The sequence below is a fragment of the Pontibacter liquoris genome, assembly GCF_022758235.1.
GTDB lineage: Bacteria > Bacteroidota > Bacteroidia > Cytophagales > Hymenobacteraceae > Pontibacter > Pontibacter liquoris.
Map to the genome: position 1 here is coordinate 1123334 of NZ_JALEBG010000001.1, position 17385 is coordinate 1140718.

General features: G+C 53.0%; 15 protein-coding genes. 3 read left to right on the forward strand and 12 right to left on the reverse strand.

The window, feature by feature from the left end; genetic code table 11:
* The first annotated feature begins 89 nt into the window (after positions 1-89).
* Both LWL52_RS04555 and LWL52_RS04560 read left to right on the forward strand, forming a co-directional pair.
* The gene (locus tag LWL52_RS04555) at positions 90-566 is read left to right on the forward strand and encodes a MauE/DoxX family redox-associated membrane protein (RefSeq protein ID WP_242917351.1); all 477 of its coding nucleotides are present in this window, start codon (positions 90-92) and stop codon (positions 564-566) included.
* A gap of 31 nt (positions 567-597) precedes the next feature.
* Positions 598-897 carry a hypothetical protein gene (locus LWL52_RS04560; RefSeq protein ID WP_242917353.1) on the forward strand — a complete coding sequence of 100 codons (300 nt, stop codon included), beginning with the start codon at positions 598-600 and terminating at the stop codon, positions 895-897.
* Positions 898-957: 60 nt separating this feature from the next.
* On the opposite strand, the gene LWL52_RS04565 is transcribed toward LWL52_RS04560, so the two are convergent.
* From LWL52_RS04565 to LWL52_RS04590, 6 genes are all read right to left on the reverse strand, one after another.
* On the reverse strand, positions 958-2340 hold the full coding sequence (locus LWL52_RS04565; RefSeq protein ID WP_242917355.1) for a RagB/SusD family nutrient uptake outer membrane protein: 1383 nt from the start codon (positions 2338-2340) through the stop codon (positions 958-960).
* 26 nt (positions 2341-2366) lie between these two features.
* Positions 2367-5555: a SusC/RagA family TonB-linked outer membrane protein gene (locus LWL52_RS04570; RefSeq protein WP_242917357.1), complete on the reverse strand. Its 3189-nt coding sequence runs from the start codon at positions 5553-5555 to the stop codon at positions 2367-2369.
* Between the two features lie 208 nt (positions 5556-5763).
* Positions 5764-7104, reverse strand: coding sequence for a TlpA family protein disulfide reductase (locus LWL52_RS04575; RefSeq protein ID WP_242917358.1), 1341 nt, complete (start codon positions 7102-7104; stop codon positions 5764-5766).
* A 108-nt stretch (positions 7105-7212) separates the two neighbouring features.
* A complete protein-coding gene (locus LWL52_RS04580; protein ID WP_242917359.1) occupies positions 7213-7689 on the reverse strand; it encodes a hypothetical protein in 477 nt (158 codons plus the stop codon).
* Positions 7682-7957 (reverse strand): hypothetical protein, encoded by a 276-nt coding sequence (locus LWL52_RS04585; protein ID WP_242917360.1) that lies wholly within the window; start codon positions 7955-7957, stop codon positions 7682-7684. Before LWL52_RS04585 ends, LWL52_RS04580 begins: the two co-directional genes overlap by 8 nt.
* Before the next feature lie 150 nt (positions 7958-8107).
* The gene (locus LWL52_RS04590; protein WP_242917361.1) at positions 8108-8437 is read right to left on the reverse strand and encodes a hypothetical protein; all 330 of its coding nucleotides are present in this window, start codon (positions 8435-8437) and stop codon (positions 8108-8110) included.
* Positions 8438-8748: 311 nt separating this feature from the next.
* Between LWL52_RS04590 and LWL52_RS04595 the strand changes: the two genes are divergently transcribed.
* Positions 8749-9156, forward strand: coding sequence for a helix-turn-helix domain-containing protein (locus tag LWL52_RS04595; protein ID WP_242917362.1), 408 nt, complete (start codon positions 8749-8751; stop codon positions 9154-9156).
* A 213-nt stretch (positions 9157-9369) separates the two neighbouring features.
* On the opposite strand, the gene LWL52_RS04600 is transcribed toward LWL52_RS04595, so the two are convergent.
* The 6 genes from LWL52_RS04600 to LWL52_RS20630 all read right to left on the reverse strand — a co-directional run bounded on the left by LWL52_RS04600 (position 9370) and on the right by LWL52_RS20630 (position 17361).
* Complete coding sequence (locus LWL52_RS04600) at positions 9370-10845, reverse strand: class I SAM-dependent DNA methyltransferase (protein ID WP_242917363.1); 1476 nt, start codon at positions 10843-10845, stop codon at positions 9370-9372.
* Positions 10846-10959: 114 nt separating this feature from the next.
* Positions 10960-12903 carry a DUF3732 domain-containing protein gene (locus LWL52_RS04605; protein WP_242917365.1) on the reverse strand — a complete coding sequence of 648 codons (1944 nt, stop codon included), beginning with the start codon at positions 12901-12903 and terminating at the stop codon, positions 10960-10962.
* Positions 12904-12914: 11 nt separating this feature from the next.
* On the reverse strand, positions 12915-13394 hold the full coding sequence (locus LWL52_RS04610) for a three component ABC system middle component (RefSeq protein WP_242917367.1): 480 nt from the start codon (positions 13392-13394) through the stop codon (positions 12915-12917).
* 4 nt (positions 13395-13398) lie between these two features.
* Positions 13399-14598 (reverse strand): ABC-three component system protein, encoded by a 1200-nt coding sequence (locus LWL52_RS04615; RefSeq protein ID WP_242917369.1) that lies wholly within the window; start codon positions 14596-14598, stop codon positions 13399-13401.
* Positions 14599-14615: 17 nt separating this feature from the next.
* A complete protein-coding gene (locus LWL52_RS04620) occupies positions 14616-15854 on the reverse strand; it encodes a restriction endonuclease subunit S (protein ID WP_242917371.1) in 1239 nt (412 codons plus the stop codon).
* Between the two features lies 1 nt (position 15855).
* Positions 15856-17361, reverse strand: coding sequence for a type I restriction-modification enzyme R subunit C-terminal domain-containing protein (locus LWL52_RS20630; RefSeq protein ID WP_242917372.1), 1506 nt, complete (start codon positions 17359-17361; stop codon positions 15856-15858).
* Positions 17362-17385 lie beyond the last annotated feature (24 nt).

Genomic DNA, 17385 nt, shown 5'->3' on the forward strand with positions numbered 1-17385 from the left:
ACCCTTGCCCGGGGCCCTGCGCACTCCTGCCCTGGGGTAAGCAGGCGGGACGGAGCGGGCGCTACCTTTACACAACAAACAGAAAGCACATGAAAAGCAGGAACCTGATCCTTGCGGGGAGCACCCTGGCGCTCGTCGCCTTGTGGGTGTATGCGGCTGTGAGCAAGCTGCAGGAATTTGAGTTGTTCCGCGAGCAGCTGCTGCGGCAGCCTTTCCCGGCCTGGCTGGCCGGCTGGCTCGTGTGGCTGGTGCCCCTGGCCGAGCTGGCGGCAACCGGCCTGCTGCTGTTCCGGCGCACGCGGGGCTGGGGGCTGATTTTTTCGGTCGGGCTGCTGGCCCTGTTTACCGGCTATGTGGGGCTGGCCCTGGCAGGCGTGTGGGAGCAGGTGCCCTGCGCCTGCGGCGGGATCATCGGCCGGCTGGGCTGGCAGGGCCATTTCTGGTTCAACCTGTTTTTTACCCTGCTGGCAGCAGGCGGTTTAGTCGTGTGGAAACAAAAAAGACGCCGCGCCTCCGGGGGAGACGCCGCGTCAGGGGAAGCAGCCTACCGAAGTGGCGGCAGATAAAATATTATTTTTTAACCATTCATTTTTTTCAATGATGAGAAAATTCAAAAGCAATGGCCTGGTCCTCGTAGCGGGGATCGTGGCAGCGGGCACCTTTGCCTTCAAGGCACCGGTGGCCCAGAGCTGGGTGTTTACCGGTTCAACCGAATCCCAGATCAAGGATGCCGATGCCTATACGCTGTCGAATACGACGCCCTCCAACTGTGAGGTCAGTGCGTCGCTGCCCTGCAGCCTGCATGTGGAGGCGACGAACCGGACACAGCTCCAGGCCTACCTGGATCCCAAGTCCACCGAGGAGATCATGGATGAAGCAGACGGCCAGCGGGACTAGCCGGCCCTAAACACAGGAAGGCCCGGGTGGGGACGCACGTCCCTGCCCGGGCCTTTTGTATCAGCGGGGATTCTGCGGCATGCCCGAGAGCTCCAGCACGTCTTCGGGGAGCGGCAGCGCAAAGCGCGGGTCCCCGGGTGCCAGCACGAACGTCTGCCCGTCGAGGATACGCCGCAGGGTGATGCCGGCCCCTTCTTTGTTGAGCCGCTTGATGTCCATCCAGCGCAGGCCCCGCAGGAGGAGTTCCTTTCGCCGCTCCTGCAGCACCAGGGCCAGGGCTTCCTGCGCATCGGCAGCGGTCAGGTCGGTGAAGGTGCCCGTGCGCCACCGGTGGCGGAGCAGCGTGTTGAGGCTGGCCAGGGCCCCGGTAACATCGCCGGCACGGGCGCGGCACTCGGCCTGCACCAGGTACACTTCATCGGTTGCAGCCCCGGCAAAGAAGCTTGAGCCGGCCCCGTCGTAGCTCCCGCGGAAGGAATGGCCGCCATCCGGGGTGCTTTTGAAGAAAAGGGTTTTGCGCAGATCGTCGGCCGCATACAGGCCATAGAGCACCGTGTCGATGCGGGCCCTGCTGGGAGTCAGGGGCTGCGGCGCGCCGAAGAGGCTCTCGTGGAGCACCTCGGTGTTGAAGCGGGGGATAGGATAGCTGGCCGTGGGCGAGAGCGTGTTGTAGTCGAGCAGCTGGTCAGCAAGCTGCAGGCTGCTGTCGGCATAAGCGCCGGCTTCGGGGTAGCGGCGCATGGCCAGGGCCGTGCGGGCCAGCAGGGCATAGGCGGCCGCCCGGCAGGGGCGCATCACGTGGGGCACGGTCACGGGGAGCAGGCTGGCGGCCGTCTGCAGGTCTTCGAGCACCAGGTCATAGGTCTGCTGCACGCTACTGCGGGTGAGCGTTGCGTTGAAGTCTGTTGCCCGGGGCAGGGGCAGTCCCAGGTCACGTGCCGCGGTGGCCGCGTCATAGGCCAGCGTCCAGTTGATGGCCGCCTTCAGCAGCGCCTGTCCCCGGTAATAGGCGGCCTGCCCCCGCAGATTGTCCCAGGTGGCGGCATTGGCAGGGGTGCGCGGGATGCCGGGCAGGGCTTCGAGCACGGTGTTGGCGTAATAGATCGTGCCGTAGCATTCGTACCAGTCGTTGGGCCGGTAGCCGATGCGGAAGAGGCCGTCCTGCTCCCAGGTATATTTACGCCGCTCGGCTTCGTTGCTCATGGCCGCCCAGGTAGCCGTGGGCAGGTAATAGTTGTCGGCGCTGGTCTCGGCCGAGCCCGCGGGGTCATCCTCGTTGAGGTTGCCATAATAGTCGAGCAGGGCCTGCAGGTCGGGCAGCGTGTCGGGCAGGGCCAGCTTTTTGTCCGGCGTTTCGTCCAGGAAGCTGTCGCAGCCTGCCAGCAGGGAGGCCCCCAGCAGCAGCAGCAGGTACATGCTGCGGTTGATCGTTCGTAAAGTCATGGTGCGTGTCGGTTAAAGGTGAAAACTTAAAGCGAGGCCCTGACGCCCAGCGACAGGCTGGCGGGTTCGGGCAGGGCGTTATACTTGTACTGGTCGGGGTCGAGCCCCAGGCGGTTGGCGCGCCAGAGGATGCCCAGGTGGCTGCCGCTCAGGTAGAGCTGCAGGCGGGTGAAGGTGCTTTTGCCGGGGTGCGTGGGCACCAGGTCGTAGGCGGCCGTAAGGTACTGGAGCCGCACGTGGTCCCCTTTCTCGACAAGGACGCCGGACCCGCTGTAAAACGCGTCGCGGGCGCTCGAGCCGGGGTAGGCCAGGGCGGGCACATGCGTGAGCTGCTCATCCCCCGGCTTTTGCCAGCGGCGGGCGAAGTCCGCGTGGCCGCCCGCGCCGTCAAACAGGGCCGGGTAGCTGATGGAAGGGGCGCGGAAATAATAGCCCAGCTTCCAGCTGATCGCAGCTGTCAGGGAGAAGCCTTTCCAGGTAAAAGTGTTGCCCAGCGAGCCGTAGGCGGTGGGCAGGGCGGAGCCGTGGTACACCAAATCGCCCATCGCCAGGTCACCGTAGACGATCGCGTTGTAGTCCTGGCTCACTTCGCCGTTGACATAGCCCTGCGGGGCCCCCGTCTGCGGGTCCAGACCCGCCCACTTGTAGGAATACAGCGCATAGACAGGCTTGCCTTCCACTCCCGGGACGCGGGAGCCGGGCGATACGAGCTGGTAAGGGGCCGGGGTGCCCAGGTAGTAATCGCGCACCCGGTCCTGGTTGAAACTCCAGTTGAGCTGGCTCGTCCAGCCCAGGGCTCCCTGCAGGTTGGTGCTGGCCAGCGTCAGGTCCGCGCCCTGGCCCGTGATGGTGGCCACGTTGCGGACCACCTGGTCGCCCACGCCCGTGGTATAGTCCACCGGGTAGAGGGCAAACAAATCAAAGGCTTTCTTGCGGTAGTACTCCAGGCTGCCCGAGAGCCTCGAGTTTTTGGTGCCGAAGTCAAGGCCCGTGTTCCACATACGCACCGTCTCCCAGGTCAGGTCGGGGTTGGCATAGGTGGCAAAGCGGGCATAGGGCAGCTGGGTGTAGGGGGAGGTGACCACGTATGCGATGGTGGACACCGCCGTAAAGGCCGGGTTGGTGTTGCCGCTGAAGCCGTAGGTGGAGCGCAGCTTGAGGTAGGGAAGCCACGCCTGGTGATAGAAGGGCTCGCGGGAGAGCTCCCAGCCCAGGCCCGCCGACCACAGCGGGTTCCATTTGTCGTTGGTGTGCAGGCCAAACAGGTTCGAGGCATCCCGGCGCGCGCTCAGCGAGAGGGTGTAGCGGTCGTGGTAGGTGTAGGCCGCGTTGGCAAACTGGGACACAAAGCGGCTGAGCCGGGCCTCCTCGCCGTTCAGGTCGGGGATGTACTGGGCATAGCCGGTCACAAAGTCAGGATAGGGGACGGCGTAGTCCACCCGGCCCGAGGTCAGCTTGGCGGGGTTGTAGCCATAGCGGCGGCTGCTGTAGCCCGTGGTCCGGGCCTGACGCAGCTCGGCCCCGGCCAGCGCGGTGAGGGCGTGGCGGTTCCAGGTATGGTCAAAGGAAAGCTGGGCGCGCAGGTGCTGGGCCACCAGCAGGCTGCTGCGCAGATCCAGCATCCCGCCGCGCGGGATGGGGTAGGAGAAGGTACCCGTTTCCGGGTCGCGCTGGGAAAAGAGGTTCACCAGGTGGCGGGCCGCATAGCTCTGGGCGTCCTGCAGCAGGCGCTGGCTCGTCTGCTGCCGCTCATACTGGTAGCGGACCTCGGTCCGCAGGCCCTGTGGCCAGTCATAGGCAAGCCCGGCGTTGGCGGTCACGTCCTGCAGGCCGGTTTCGTCCTGCACATGCTTGTAGTCCTCCAGCGGGTAGTAGTTCCAGTCGAGCAGGTGGCCGCCGCCGGCCGTATCCTTGAAGGCCTGCTGGTAGTCTTTGGGGAAGGGCAGCGGGTTGCCTGCCTCATCGGCAAAGCGGGTGTAGGGAAGCACAAAATGCTCGCCGTAACCGATCTGGCCGTAGCCGGGCCGGCCCCCCGTGCTTTCGCTCTGGGTATAGGCGGCCCCGGTGGTGAGGGTGAGGTGTCTGGCCGGGCGCAGGGTATTGTCAAAGCGCAGGTTGAGGCGGTTGTAGCGGGCATCCAGCTGGTCGATGTTGCGGTCATAGCCGCCCGAGAGGTGCCAGGCCAGCACCTCGGAGCCGCTCTGCAGGTCAAGGGCGTACTGCTGCTTCAGGGCGGGCTGGTAGATATACTTTTTATAGTCTTCGCGCACATCGGCGCTGCGCAGGGCGTTGAGCCGGGCGGCCACCTCGCCGGCCGGCAGGGTGCCGTTCTGCTGCTGGAAGAGCAGCTCTACCACGGGGGAGAGCACGGGCTGGCCATAGCCGCCCGACAGGCCCTCAAAGTAGCCCTGCTCAAAGAGAAACTGCTCCACGTCGATATAGTCCGTGGCCCGCATCGGCTGCAGGTACGAAAGGTCGGGCCGGGCACTGCGGGTCACGTTCAGGTGGAGGGTGGCGGCCAGGGGCTGGTGGAAACGCCCTTTTTTGGTGGTGATCACGATCACGCCGTTGCCCGCCCTGGCTCCCCAGATGGAGGCGGCGGCCGCGTCCTTGAGGATGGTGATGCTCGCCACATCATTGGGGTTAAGGTTGGCGATGTCGCCCTCGTAGGGGAAGTTGTCCACGACGATCAGGGGCGCCTGTGAGCCGTTGATTGTGGAGAGGCCGCGCACCATGAGCTGTTGCTGAATGCCCGAGCGGTCCACCGTCACGCCCCCGGCCACCGCTTCCAGGCGGCTCAGGATGTCGGTGCCTACCTGCCGGTTGAGGGTCGCCTCGTCGAGCTGGGTAAAGGAGCCCGTGGCCCGCTCGCGCGGCAGGCGCTGGTAGCCGGTGGAGACCACCACTTCCTGCAGGGCCTGGGCGTTTTCCTGCAGGGCGATCTCCAGCGGCCCGGCGGTGGCGGGCAGCGGGAGGCGGCGGGGCACATAGCCCAGGAAAGAGACCAGCAGCGTATCGCCCGCCGCGGCGGCCGGCAGGTGAAAGCGCCCTTCGGCGTTGGTGAGCACGGCCCCGGGCCTGCTTGTCAGCCGGACGGTGGCCCCGGGCAGGGGAAGCAGGTCGCGGGCGGCGACCACCCGGCCCTCCACAGCGTGTTGCGCCCGGGCAGGAGCCAGGAAGCCCAGCAGGCACAGCATCAGTACTATTTTTTTCATCGGTGTATGGGGTTTAAAAGGTGAAAGTTGTACAGGTAAAAGCGATGCGGGAAAGCGTATCCCGGGAGCAGAAAGGAGCGGGGGGAGGGCAAAGCCGGCGGCCGCTGCACAAACCCAAACCTTAAACAAACAAAGGGTGAGGCGCGCCGGCACCGGTGCTGCAGTGCCGGGCCATCCCCCTGCCTCCTTTCTGTGAGAAGCACCCGGCCTAGGGGGCCGGGGTAGGCGGCTGGTCGCGCAGCACCAGCAGTGGGATCGTCCGTTCCGCCTCCACCAGGTCCAGGTGATAGCGGCGCAGCTCCCTGCGCAGGGCCGGCAGGTCATCCAGGGCAGCAGTCAGGTCCAGGTCGATGTTGCCGGCATAGCCGGTCTCGTCCAGCACGGGCAGGTGGATGCCCGGCTCGCTGAGCAGCTGCTTGACCAGGTAGGAGACCGGGGCATTGCGCAGGCGCTTGGAGCCGGGCTTGAAAAGGGTGCTCTCCCGCGGGCCACCCCGGGAGGCGAGCTTTTTGGGGCTGCCCGTCAGCTGCAGCACCAGGCACTTGGCAGGGTGCGCCTCGATGGCCCCGTGGTAGCCCGAGTAGCGGTTCAGGTCTTCGAGCATGCGCTCGTAGAGGTGGCCGGCTTCAGCCGGCGGGGCGATCAGGTCGTAGCTGTAGAGGTGCTGGCGGTTCCAGGCATCGGGGCTGTCTGCGGATTTATCGGGCAGCAGCGGAGCCAGGTCCCGCACCTGCAGCAGCAGACGGCTGCGGGTATAACCGGGCAGGGCATGCAGGGCCACGGTCTCGTAGAAAAAGAGCAGGGGCTGGTTGGTGATGGCCCTTCCGACGATGGTGTCGCCGCTGCGGCGGAAGTGGGAGCCGCTGGGCAGGCCGTCGATCTTGCCCTTAAGCAGGATGGAATAGTGCACCAGGTTGCCCGTGGGCAGGTACTTGCCGGCAAAGAGCGGTTGCTGCAGGTCGAGGTCTACTTTCATCCGGTCGGGCATGGTGCCCTCCTGCAGGGCGCGGCGGATGTTGGCGGCCGTGACCTGCTCGGAGGTGGTGATGGCCTGCAGGGTGCCGTCAGGGCCAATCCAGACATAGTGGGGCACCAGCCGGTAAGGAAACAGCGCGTCCAGGGCGGTGGAACCGACCGCCGAGGGCAGCCGGTAGGGATCGCCGTCGGGGCTTTTCCACTTAGTGAAGAAGGCCTGCACCTTGGCGGCCTCGTCGCGCGTGACCAGCAGCACCTGCAGGCTGTCGCCAAACTCTTGCTGGAGGGCTTCGAGCCGGGGCAGGGCAGCTTTGCAGGCCCCGCACCAGGTCGCCCAGAAGTCCAGCAGCAGCAGCTTGCCTTTAAAGTCGGAGATACGCGCCGAGGAGGTGGGGTATGCGACCAGGGGAGAAAGCAGTACGTCGGGAACGGGCTGCCCGATCGCCAGCCCCTCGGCCGGGGCCTGCGCCCGGGCAACGGAAAGAAACCAGCCCGGCAGCAGCTGCAGCAGCAGGGCCAGGAGCAGGAAGTAGAGAAACAGGGGAATTTTGGTAAGCCAGTTGGTTCGTGTCATAAGGTATAGGTTAAAGGTGAATTCCTGAAAGTGAGAAAGCGGTGCCGGGCCATGCGCCCGGAATCAGCCCGGATCGCTTGGAGTCTGCGGCCACGATGGTGGACAGGCTTACCCCAGGTCCTTGCCTGCGCCAGGCGTTGGCCGGTTCCCGGCAGGGGGTGCGTGCTCGCGCTGGTGGTTAACCAGGGCAAGCTGCTGTTCGAGCTCCTCGAACAGGGCTGTCAGCCGGTCGAGGCGGCGCAGGTGCTGTTGCCGTAGGCTGGCGCGCAGGGCAGGCAGCAGCCAGTCCCAAAGGGCCTGCTGCGCCGCTTGCAGGGTAGGAGCGGTGGAGAGCGTCGCCAGCACCTGTTCTATCGGCGGGGAGAGCGTGCCGTCCGCTGCGAAGGTGAGCTTTTCCCGGGGCAGGCAGGGGTTATAGCGGCCCCGCCGCAGGAGGGATGCTTCCTGCCAAAGCCAGGAGGCCAGTAGCTGGAAGCAGGTCCGCCTGCTGCCAACGGGCGTGCCGGCCAGGAACTGGGGACGTGCGCGGGAGTCTACCCGTTCTCGCTTGAGCGGGCCGGAAGGGGCGGCAGGCAACTTACGCATGGTGCGGCCCTCCTTCCTGCGTTGTATTTGGTTCGGCCGGCAGCGCGTGCAGGTCATACACAGCCGAAATAACTTCTTCCAGGTTTTCATAGAAGGCGATGAGTTTGTTAGTATAGTCAGGATCTAAGGTGGTCAGCCCGCCGGTGAGGGCCAGCATGAACCAGTGCCAGAGCCGCCGCTGGGCTTCATCTTCCGGGTAGCGGCGGCAGAACTGGCCGAACACGTCGGTAGGCGTTTCAGGTGGAGCAGGTGTAGGAGTATCAGGCATAGTTTGTTTTTTAAGGTATTAGGGTAAGACAATAGAGTTCCTGGCCGCTACTTTTCTTCAAAGAGCGACGACAGGGGAGAAAGGGTGAAAACGGGGCCGCCGGAAGGGTGTGCCTTGTGTTTTGGCGGCTGAAAGGGAGGAGGGGAACCCTTACTCGGGCGGGGAGATGAGCAGCACCCAGTTATGGGACACAGTTTCCCCTAAGGAGGCTAACGCTGTGGCGAGCGGGGTTGAAGCCGGTGCCGGGGCAGGCAGTTGGTATATGGCGGCGACCAGCTGCTCCAGGTGGGCGCAGAAGGTGGCCGTGCGGTCTGCCGCTTCCGGGGCCTCCGCCCGGATACTGGCCAGAAGGCGGGGCTGCAGGCAGCGCCAGAGCTGGTCCCGGGCTTCTTCCAGGGTAAAAGCCTGCCGGAAGTTGTGCAGGGCCTGTTCGGGAGTAAGGGGGGTTGGAGGGAAAGGTAAGGTATCGTTTGTTCTCATCAGTAGTGGATTTAGCAGTGTTTTCTTTATTGTATTTGTGACAGCCTATTGCACGTGCTGTCCTTTCTAAACCTTCTGTTTTAATCCTGATTCCTACAGAAAAGGCTTTTACGCGTGCATCACCTGAATATTAGCTGTTCTTTATGTATATTGGCAGCAGCATACGAGTTGGAGTATGTTCCATTGTAGTACAAAAAACATATATTATTGACTTGTATGAAATGTGGTAAGCTTGTATAAAACAATAGGTATATTGTGAAATACAATAAGTAGCATTTGGATTAATTGAACAATTTTCGTATATTATTTCTATGGAAACAGCAGCCAGAAAACGACCGATTCACTTGGGCGACCATGTCCGCAGAATGCGTACTGCCTTAGGCGTGAAGCAGGCTACCTTAGCCAATGAACTAGGTACCACGCAGCAGAATATCTCCCGCATTGAGCAGGAGGAGGAAGTGGATGATGCAACATTGGAGAAGATTGCGAAAGTGTTAGGAGTGACCTCTGAAGCAATTAGGAATTTTACTGAAGAAGGGGCAGTATTTCATATTCAGAATATGCATGATAATGCATCAGCTGGCGCTGGAGTAGGAAATTGTAACCAACATACATTTAACTTTAATGCTGTTGAAAAAATAGTTGAGCTATATGAAGCTTTACTGAAAAGCGAGCGGGAGAAAATTGAGATGTTGGAGCGTATGCTTAAAAATCAGTAGCCGGTTAATCCGTAAAGAGATTTGTACAGTATTATCGCTCGAAACGCAAAGTAACTCCTTCCTCTGAGGTATGGGGACCTTCTTAGACTTATAGGATGTTACCGTAGGTGAACTTGGAAGTGTTATTCAGGAAGGCACCTTTATTATGTTGGCACCTTTCCTAAATAACAGGTAAAATCATCGGTGGCATTGAGGATATAGAATAACTGAACGCTACTTCTCCAAAGCCGCCAATATTGTTCTGAAACTCTCCAGCCCCGCTTCCAAGTTCTCTATAATATCTTCAGCCAGTACATCCGGATCAGGTAGGTTATCAAGGTCTGCTAGTGATTTATCTTTTAGCCAGGTGATATCCAAGCTGGTTTTGTCGCGGGAAATTATTTCCTCGTAGCTGAACTTGCGCCAGCGACCTTCTGGGTTAATTTCAGGGTGGTAGGTCTCTTTGCGCTTGTGGCGGTTCTCAGGGTTATAGAGTGTAATGAAATCGTGCAGGTCTTCCAGCTTTAGCGGGTTCTTCTTTAAGGTATGGTGCACGTTGGTGCGGTAGTCGTATACCCAGATTTCCTTCGTCCACGGGACTTTGCTGCTGGGCTTGTTATCGAAGAACACTACGTTGGCTTTTACGCCCTGTGCATAGAATATACCTGTCGGCAGGCGCAGGATCGTGTGGATATCGGTTGTTTCGAGTAGCTTCTTGCGAACCGATTCACCGGCTCCACCTTCAAACAGCACGTTGTCTGGCAATACCACCGCGGCTATACCTGTGGTTTTGAGTATGCTGCGAATGTGCTGCAGGAAGTTAAGCTGTTTGTTGCTGGTGGTAGCCCAGAAATCCTGACGGTTGTAGGTCAGGTCTTCTTTCTCCTGTTCGCCATCAGCATTGGTAAAGGTCTGGCTGCTCTTCTTGCCAAAAGGCGGGTTGGCCAGCACATAGTCGTAACGCACACCAGCGTCTGCAATCAGCGCATCGGCAGGGGAGATGAAGTTGTCGCTGTCAATGTCGCCGATGTTGTGCAGGAACAGGTTCATCAGCGCCAGGCGGCGGGTGCTAGCCACGATCTCGTTACCGAAGAACGTGTTATACTTCAGGAACTGCCGTTGCTCCCGATCCAGCTGATGGTGCTCCACCAGGTAATCGTAAGCTGCCAGGAAGAAACCACCTGTACCGCAAGCCGGATCAGCAATGGTCTTCATCGGCTGCGGGTTCACGCACTCCACCATGGCTTTGATCAGGGCGCGCGGGGTGAAGTACTGGCCGGCACCGCTCTTGGTGTCTTCGGCGTTCTTCTCCAGCAAGCCTTCGTAAATATCGCCTTTGTCTTTCACGCCCATCATCAGCCACTGCTCGTTGTTGATCATGGCGATAATCTTGGAGAGCTTGGCCGGGTCCTGAATTTTGTTCTGGCTCTTGGTGAAGATCTGGCCCAGTATACCTTTCTCTTTGCCGAGTTCGCGCAGCATGATGGTGTAGTGCGCCTCCAGTTCAGCACCTTTCAGATCAACCAGGCTTTCCCAGTTGTATTCGACAGGTATAGGCAACTGGCGGTTGTGAGGTGGCTTGGTATACTCGTCTGCCATCTTCAGGAATAGCAGGTAGGTAAGCTGTTCTAAATAGTCGCCGTAGCCCACACCGTCGTCGCGGAGGGTGTTACAGAAAGACCATACTTTAGAAACGATGGCGGAAGTCATAATTTACTTAGAGTTTTATATTGTGATTCTTTAATTCGAAAATATTCAAGTTGCTATTAGTGTTAACCAATAAATAGTGGACTTAAGAATATACTTAAAAGCATAGTACTTAATTCAATTTATCCATTCCGCAGGTATTAAACCTTCATCTAATCTACTCCATCTGTATTTCGTTGCATCTACATAACTAGGAAAGTCCTTAAAGAATGCATGCTCAAGTATAATCACTTGCAGGCCGAGATTTACTTTAACTTCTTTAAATATAAATTCAAAATACTTCCTTAGCCGGTCATTATCATTCTCTTCACCAATCTCAAGTTCTTCACTATCCTCGTCACTGTTATAGTAAGGCCTACTTAACTGATCAAAGACTAATACACTTGGCACTGGTGCATTATGCTCAGAAAAATATCTATGTAGAGCAGAAAGAACTGCTACATGAAGGCTTAAATAATTTTCATCAGACCCAATTTCTCTCATAGGAACATTCCTTTCCGCAGTTTCCACACTTACTGAAAGATCATTGGGATTGAAATCTAGATCATTTCCTCTGTATCGTTCATCAAAAGGAAGCTCCGAAAGAATATCACTAGCAATTCTAGATATGTGTTTCCTTACTTTAAATAACTCTTCAGTAAGTGAATCATGTCCTAACTCTGATTCTAATTCATCAATTTCCTTCGATAGAAGTATTAAAGCAATCTTATCTACTCTACTATTATGTTCACCAACCATAAAGTCCAAGTAGAAGCTAATTCTTCCAATAACAGTGGCTTGCTTTTGCTGTTCTGAAAGAAGGCGTGTACCATCTGTGCCAACCTCAGAGGTTAAGCCTCTAATAAGAATTTTAAGATTACGCTTTTCCTCACGCAACTCTTGGATCTTCCTATTCTTTTCATTTATATAAGTGTCAATTTTTGGAACTTCACTTTCCAGATTAGAAAGCTCATTAGAAATTTGGGATAGGGAATGTTTAACATCTTCAACTATTTCAAAATCATCAGCAATAACTGAATCACATAAAGGGCATACATGCCCATTCTGAGGCTGTTCAATAATTTTTACAACTTCCAATCGTCTTCTTAACTCACCTTGTCCTTCAGAATATGAGTAAGCTAAATCCTTATACTTGGTAAGCTCTCTAATCTGGTGGTTAAGAGCTTCAATTTCATTATTTAAATTTTTTTCTTTTTCAAGATATTCAAAGATAAGTTCACTATCTGGTATTTCAACAGTAACATTAAAGCCAGATGATCTGATTTCTGATAATGTACGTACAATCTTATCTATATCACCTAAACCATCATCAGTTGCCAATCCAACTTGTCTTGCTTCATCTATTAGTGATTTAGCTAAAGCGAAGTCTTCCTTCAGGACCTTATTACGTTTTTCAAGTGCTAATTCTACATATTTTAATTCTTGCCTTTTAGCTTTTAATTCAGATTTTTTCCGAACAATTTCTTGATTTATTACTCCTAAGAAATATGGCAATGCATCAGTAATCCCAACACGTTTTCTAGCATCATCCATTCCTCTAAAAAGGTTGACTTTACTAATAATGCTATGATCATCTTGTAATAAAAAGGGCATACAGTGCCTAAAAGAAACCCTTTTTGAGTCAATTTTCTTAGTGTTTATTTCATCGTTTTTTATATCTTCAATTCCAAGTTGTGCCTCAAACTTTAAAATACTGGAATCGACATTCATGTTTGGAGTGAATTCAGATGCCGACTCAGGAATTCTAACATCAGAACCTGATAAATAATAAATGTCACCAGACTGCTTTGCATTATTTTTGGGCATCCTTCTGCATACAAGAACTTGCATGTTCTCTTTTTGCCAAAGAATTCCAACCCAGGAAGTATTGTCCCTGACCATAGCTGGAATGCTGCATTTTGAACTTCCAGCACAATAATCAATAATATCTACTATTGAAGATTTTCCTGAATGTGATCTACCAGTAATAATATTTACAGCATTTAAATCAAATTCAAGCTCTTTCTTTAAATCTCCTGTTTTACTGAATAAGATTATTTTTCTAATGTTCCACCGGTTCATAAAATCCCTGATTAAAAAGTTATACCAAGTGCAAAAAATACAGCTTCTGGAGAATCTAAATTTCCAATCCAACTTCCAAATCTCTGTGCTATGGTTGTGTAATTTTGAATACCTAGTTGCTTAGCTTTAGAATCACTTATTTCTCCATTTGGGAGAAATTTACCATCCTCAGTAATTGTAATTAATTGATTGTTTAATCCGAAACGAATAGCAGACTTTGTAATCGCTGTAGTGTTGGTAATTCTATCACCAATACCTATTCGGATTATCGGATTTGCAACAATCCAATTTAGAAAAGTTGTTTTCTTATTCGTTTGAACCATCGTTGACATTATATCTTGAGATAACAAAATGGGGACAGGTAAAAACATAAGAGGAAAATCTATGCCCTTCTCTTTAGCTTCATGGTGCCCCTTCAAAAAGTAGTGAAGAACAACAGCGCAAAATATAGGGTTAGTTGCTGCGAATATATCATCTAAAGTCTTTTTCATGCTGCTAACTAATAGAATCATAACTAGGGTGCCAACCAACCTCACCCTTATCTGCCAACTCTTGGTAACTTCCACGGACCAAGTATGCACTATTCCATCTTTCTACTATCGGTGGAATGGATGTTGGGGCTTTCTTATGAGACCAATCAAGGAGTTCTAAACCTTTTTCGCATTTTTTGTCATTTGAAAGATCCTCGCAATCTTCCTTCATAACATCAAATTCATCTTTCCACTCTTGAATAAGGCTTCTGTCAAAGGCTGCAAGCTTGGGTGCTAAACTAATGTTGTTCAATAGCCATGCACTTCGTTGTTTCATTGCCTTCCACCTAGCTTTAGTGGCTCGAACAACCCTTGCTTTTCCGCCACTAACAAGTGTAATCTGTTTTTCCATTAAACTGCCAGAATACATATTTAAATCATCTGGTTCCTTTTCACCATAATCATCAGAAAGAAAGTCATCCTTGCATTCTTGAACTATTTCAACTATTTTATCTTTCACTTCGGTGCAGGAAATCCTTTCTTCTGATTTATCATATAGTGACCTAACAACACGTAATCCCCACCATTCAAGAATTTTTTCTGATACTAAACTCCTATATTTTTGTGGAAGTAGCAGTAGATTTAATTCAACCTCACTTTTAATATTAGTAATGTTTACTGCTTGTGAGAGGACCATGACTTTTCCAATAAGCAGGTGCCTTTGGTTACTTTCTAAGGTGAGAAATGCCTGACAACCTTTGTACTTCACTTCATGAGGTAACTTCTTTCGATTATTCTTTCTAGCAAACTCTCTTTCTTCTAGTACTCTCTTTGCTTCAGTTTCCAAAGCATCTGCTAATTCCTCAAGAGAATCAACCGGACAAAGGCTATTCTCAACTAATTTCAGTTTATCATTCTCTCCAACAGTCGCTGAGGTAACATACATCAGCCTTGTAATTTCACTATCTTTTGAGTATTTGCACCAAATGTCTATTGTTTTCCAAAGACCATCATTTTTTACAGTTAATGGTGGAGGGGACCCAAGACTATGTTTTAATTGTAATAGAGATTTATTATTTTGATCTGCTAACTCAATATCATCTTGAGTCTCAATGCTTACATAAGAATTATCTGGAGCCTGCAATAGTTGAAGGAGTGCGAAATAACCTTGATATAAATATCCTAGTAAACTTGAGCTTGCAGAATGCTTATTTGGATTAGACATATATTAAGAATTATTTTTTACAATTTCCCCTCAAACGCCTTCTTTAAAATACTCTGCCGCAAGGTCTCTGCCTGCTGTATACCTTTTGTTATCGTCTCTTCTACTTTATCGCAAACACTCAAGCGGCTTTCTATTTCTTGAACAAGATGGTGTTGTTCTACAAGTGGTATAAGTTGAATTGGGATGCTTTTTACACGCTCTTTATTTAGGGCTTTTTGATTGTTTCCAGAGCCAACTCGTCTATTGTCTTCATACTTCCATACTAAGAAGTAGTAAAGCAATTTAGATAGATATTTATCCTGATCTACTCTAATAGCAGCTGTGTTTTGGTTGTGAGTTGCCTCAACTTTAAGTATAGCTGCTTGACCTCTCGTTTTTCCTTCACCAATCATAGCAATTATCACTGTGCCTGGTGGGTGGAGCTTACATGAAGATTTAGTTAATCCTTCTTCAGTAATTTTTTGTTTTGTTTCGTTGATGTTGCAGAATGCGACCTCGCCACTACTTACCCAGTTGATGTTTCCATTCCAGTAACTATCTATCTTTCTACTAGGTGTAGAGCCAACAAAAACCTCGAAAATTTCACCTATAGATGAATTTGACCACCCCTCAGGCAACTCACCATCTTTAACCACAGAATTAGTAAATCTCCCCTCAAAAGCCCACTTCAAAACAGCTTGGCGGTATACCTTGAGTTGCTTCAGGGCAATTTCTAATTGCTCTTTGCCTTTTTCTAATTCGCTAAACAATTCTTCTATTCTAGCAACTATCTCCTGCTGTTCGGAAAGGGGAGGTATGAAAATTTCTAATTGTTTAAGATTAGCTGCTTTTATACCTTTTACAGTAGTTCCAGTTGCTTTTGAGTTTAATGCCTTCTGGAATTGAGGACTCATCAGGTTGTAGTGCAAGAAGGAGCTATTCAAGAAATCATAGGCTTGAAAAGTTATCATTCTTTGAGCCAAGGCAATTCGGGCTGAAGTATTTAGTCTTGCAACATTCCCTAATGGCGCTTCAGTGGTAAAAAGTACATCTCCTTCATTTGGTATACCTCTTGTCATCCAACTTTCATAAGCTTCTTCAGCTATAAATTCGCGGGGCTCTTCGTTGATATAGCCCATTTTTACATTTTTAGCTGTGATTAGTGGAATGCCGGAAATTGTTTTCTTCGGTGTTCTACCTCTGTAGTCAATAAATTTTGCTGCATCTCCTAACTTCTTCACTTCCCAATGTGCAGGAAGTATACTTTTATCAATCATGCTACGCTGCTAACTCCTCGTTTAATTCATTCATAATTTCGTCTGTTTTCTCTTCAAACAGATTCCACATTTTACCCAAACCGCCGTGTGCGTTAAAAGGACTTAGGTCAAAGTCATCGCGCTCAATCCGGAAGCTGTTGGCTACATAATCCTTGATCATGCGGAGCCACTGCATTTGCTCTTCGCTGAACTTCAAAGCGCCTGCCTGCTTCCGGAACACCCAATCCTGAAAATTGCGGTCCACGGTTTTATCGTAAGCCGTCAGCTTCTCGTCCAGACCGCTAACCCACCGTATCAGCGCCACTAAGGCCATCATTTCGTTTTTAGGCTTGCCTTCTACTTTCTCCAGATGTTCGTAAGCCCGCCAGATGTTGAGCGGGGCCATGGCAGGTTTGTCGGCTTTCAGCACCTCCACCAGTTCCTTCATCATTTTGTAAGTGAGCTCGCGCCGCTGGTAAGGCTGTCCGTAAAAAAGCTGCAAAGCTACGATTTCGGTTTTATGTGCTTCTATCCAGCTTCTGAAATCGCTTACCAGATTTTCTGCCTCTGCCTTGTTGTCCTTCACCCAGCCGATGTTCACCAGTTCGTCCGGATTGATGTGGTCGATGATCTGGTCATACTTCCGGCGGATATCTACCACAAAATCGCGTAGCTCGTAGTCATTGAAAACAGCTACCGCTTGCTCCACCAGTTGCTGGTGCTGCTCCTGTATTTTAGTTTCAATGGTGTCGGGTGCAGCACCCGGGTTCTGGGCTTTTACTTCCTGTGTTATACCTGCTATCGTATCCGGGTCGTGCGCGTGCAGCAACTGCTTCACCACCTGGTTCAAGGTATAGCCATTGGCTTTTTCGGCAAAAGCCATTTTCTCTTTTTCGTTTATCTGCTTGTCGAGCCTGATCAGGCGGTTGGCCAGTGTGGTCAGCATGGCCTCGTCGGTATTACCCATGGCTATACTTTCCAGCACCTGCTTCAGCGAGAGCCCTGGCTTCTTCTCCAGCGGTCGGCTATCGGTCTTGCGGCTTTTCTCCACGCCAATGGCATCGATGATCACAAAATGGTCTTTGGTAAATTTAGCCGATGGCGTACCCGACGCCCGCAGGTCCTCCAGGCTCAGGGTGCGCGTGCCACGGCCTTTCATCTGCTCGTAATAGCTGCGGCTCTTCACGTCGCGCATAAAAAGCAACACCTCCAACGGTTTGATGTCGGTGCCGGTCGCAATCATGTCCACGGTCACGGCCACACGCGGGTAGTAGCTGTTGCGGAACTGTGTAAGCGTGCCTTTCGGGTCTTCGGTGCGGTAGGTGATCTTTTTGCAGAACTTGTTCTCCTCGGCAAATTCCTCGCGCACAATGTTGATGATGTCGTCAGCATGGCTGTCGCTCTTGGCGAAGATCAGCATTTTAGGCACCTCAAAATTGCCATCCTTGTCGTAGCGGTCCGGGAACATGGCCGGCAGGTTTTCCTTCACCGCTTTGGTGATCAGCCGGATCTGGTTCACGTTCACCACCTTGTCGTCGAGCTGCTTGTTGTT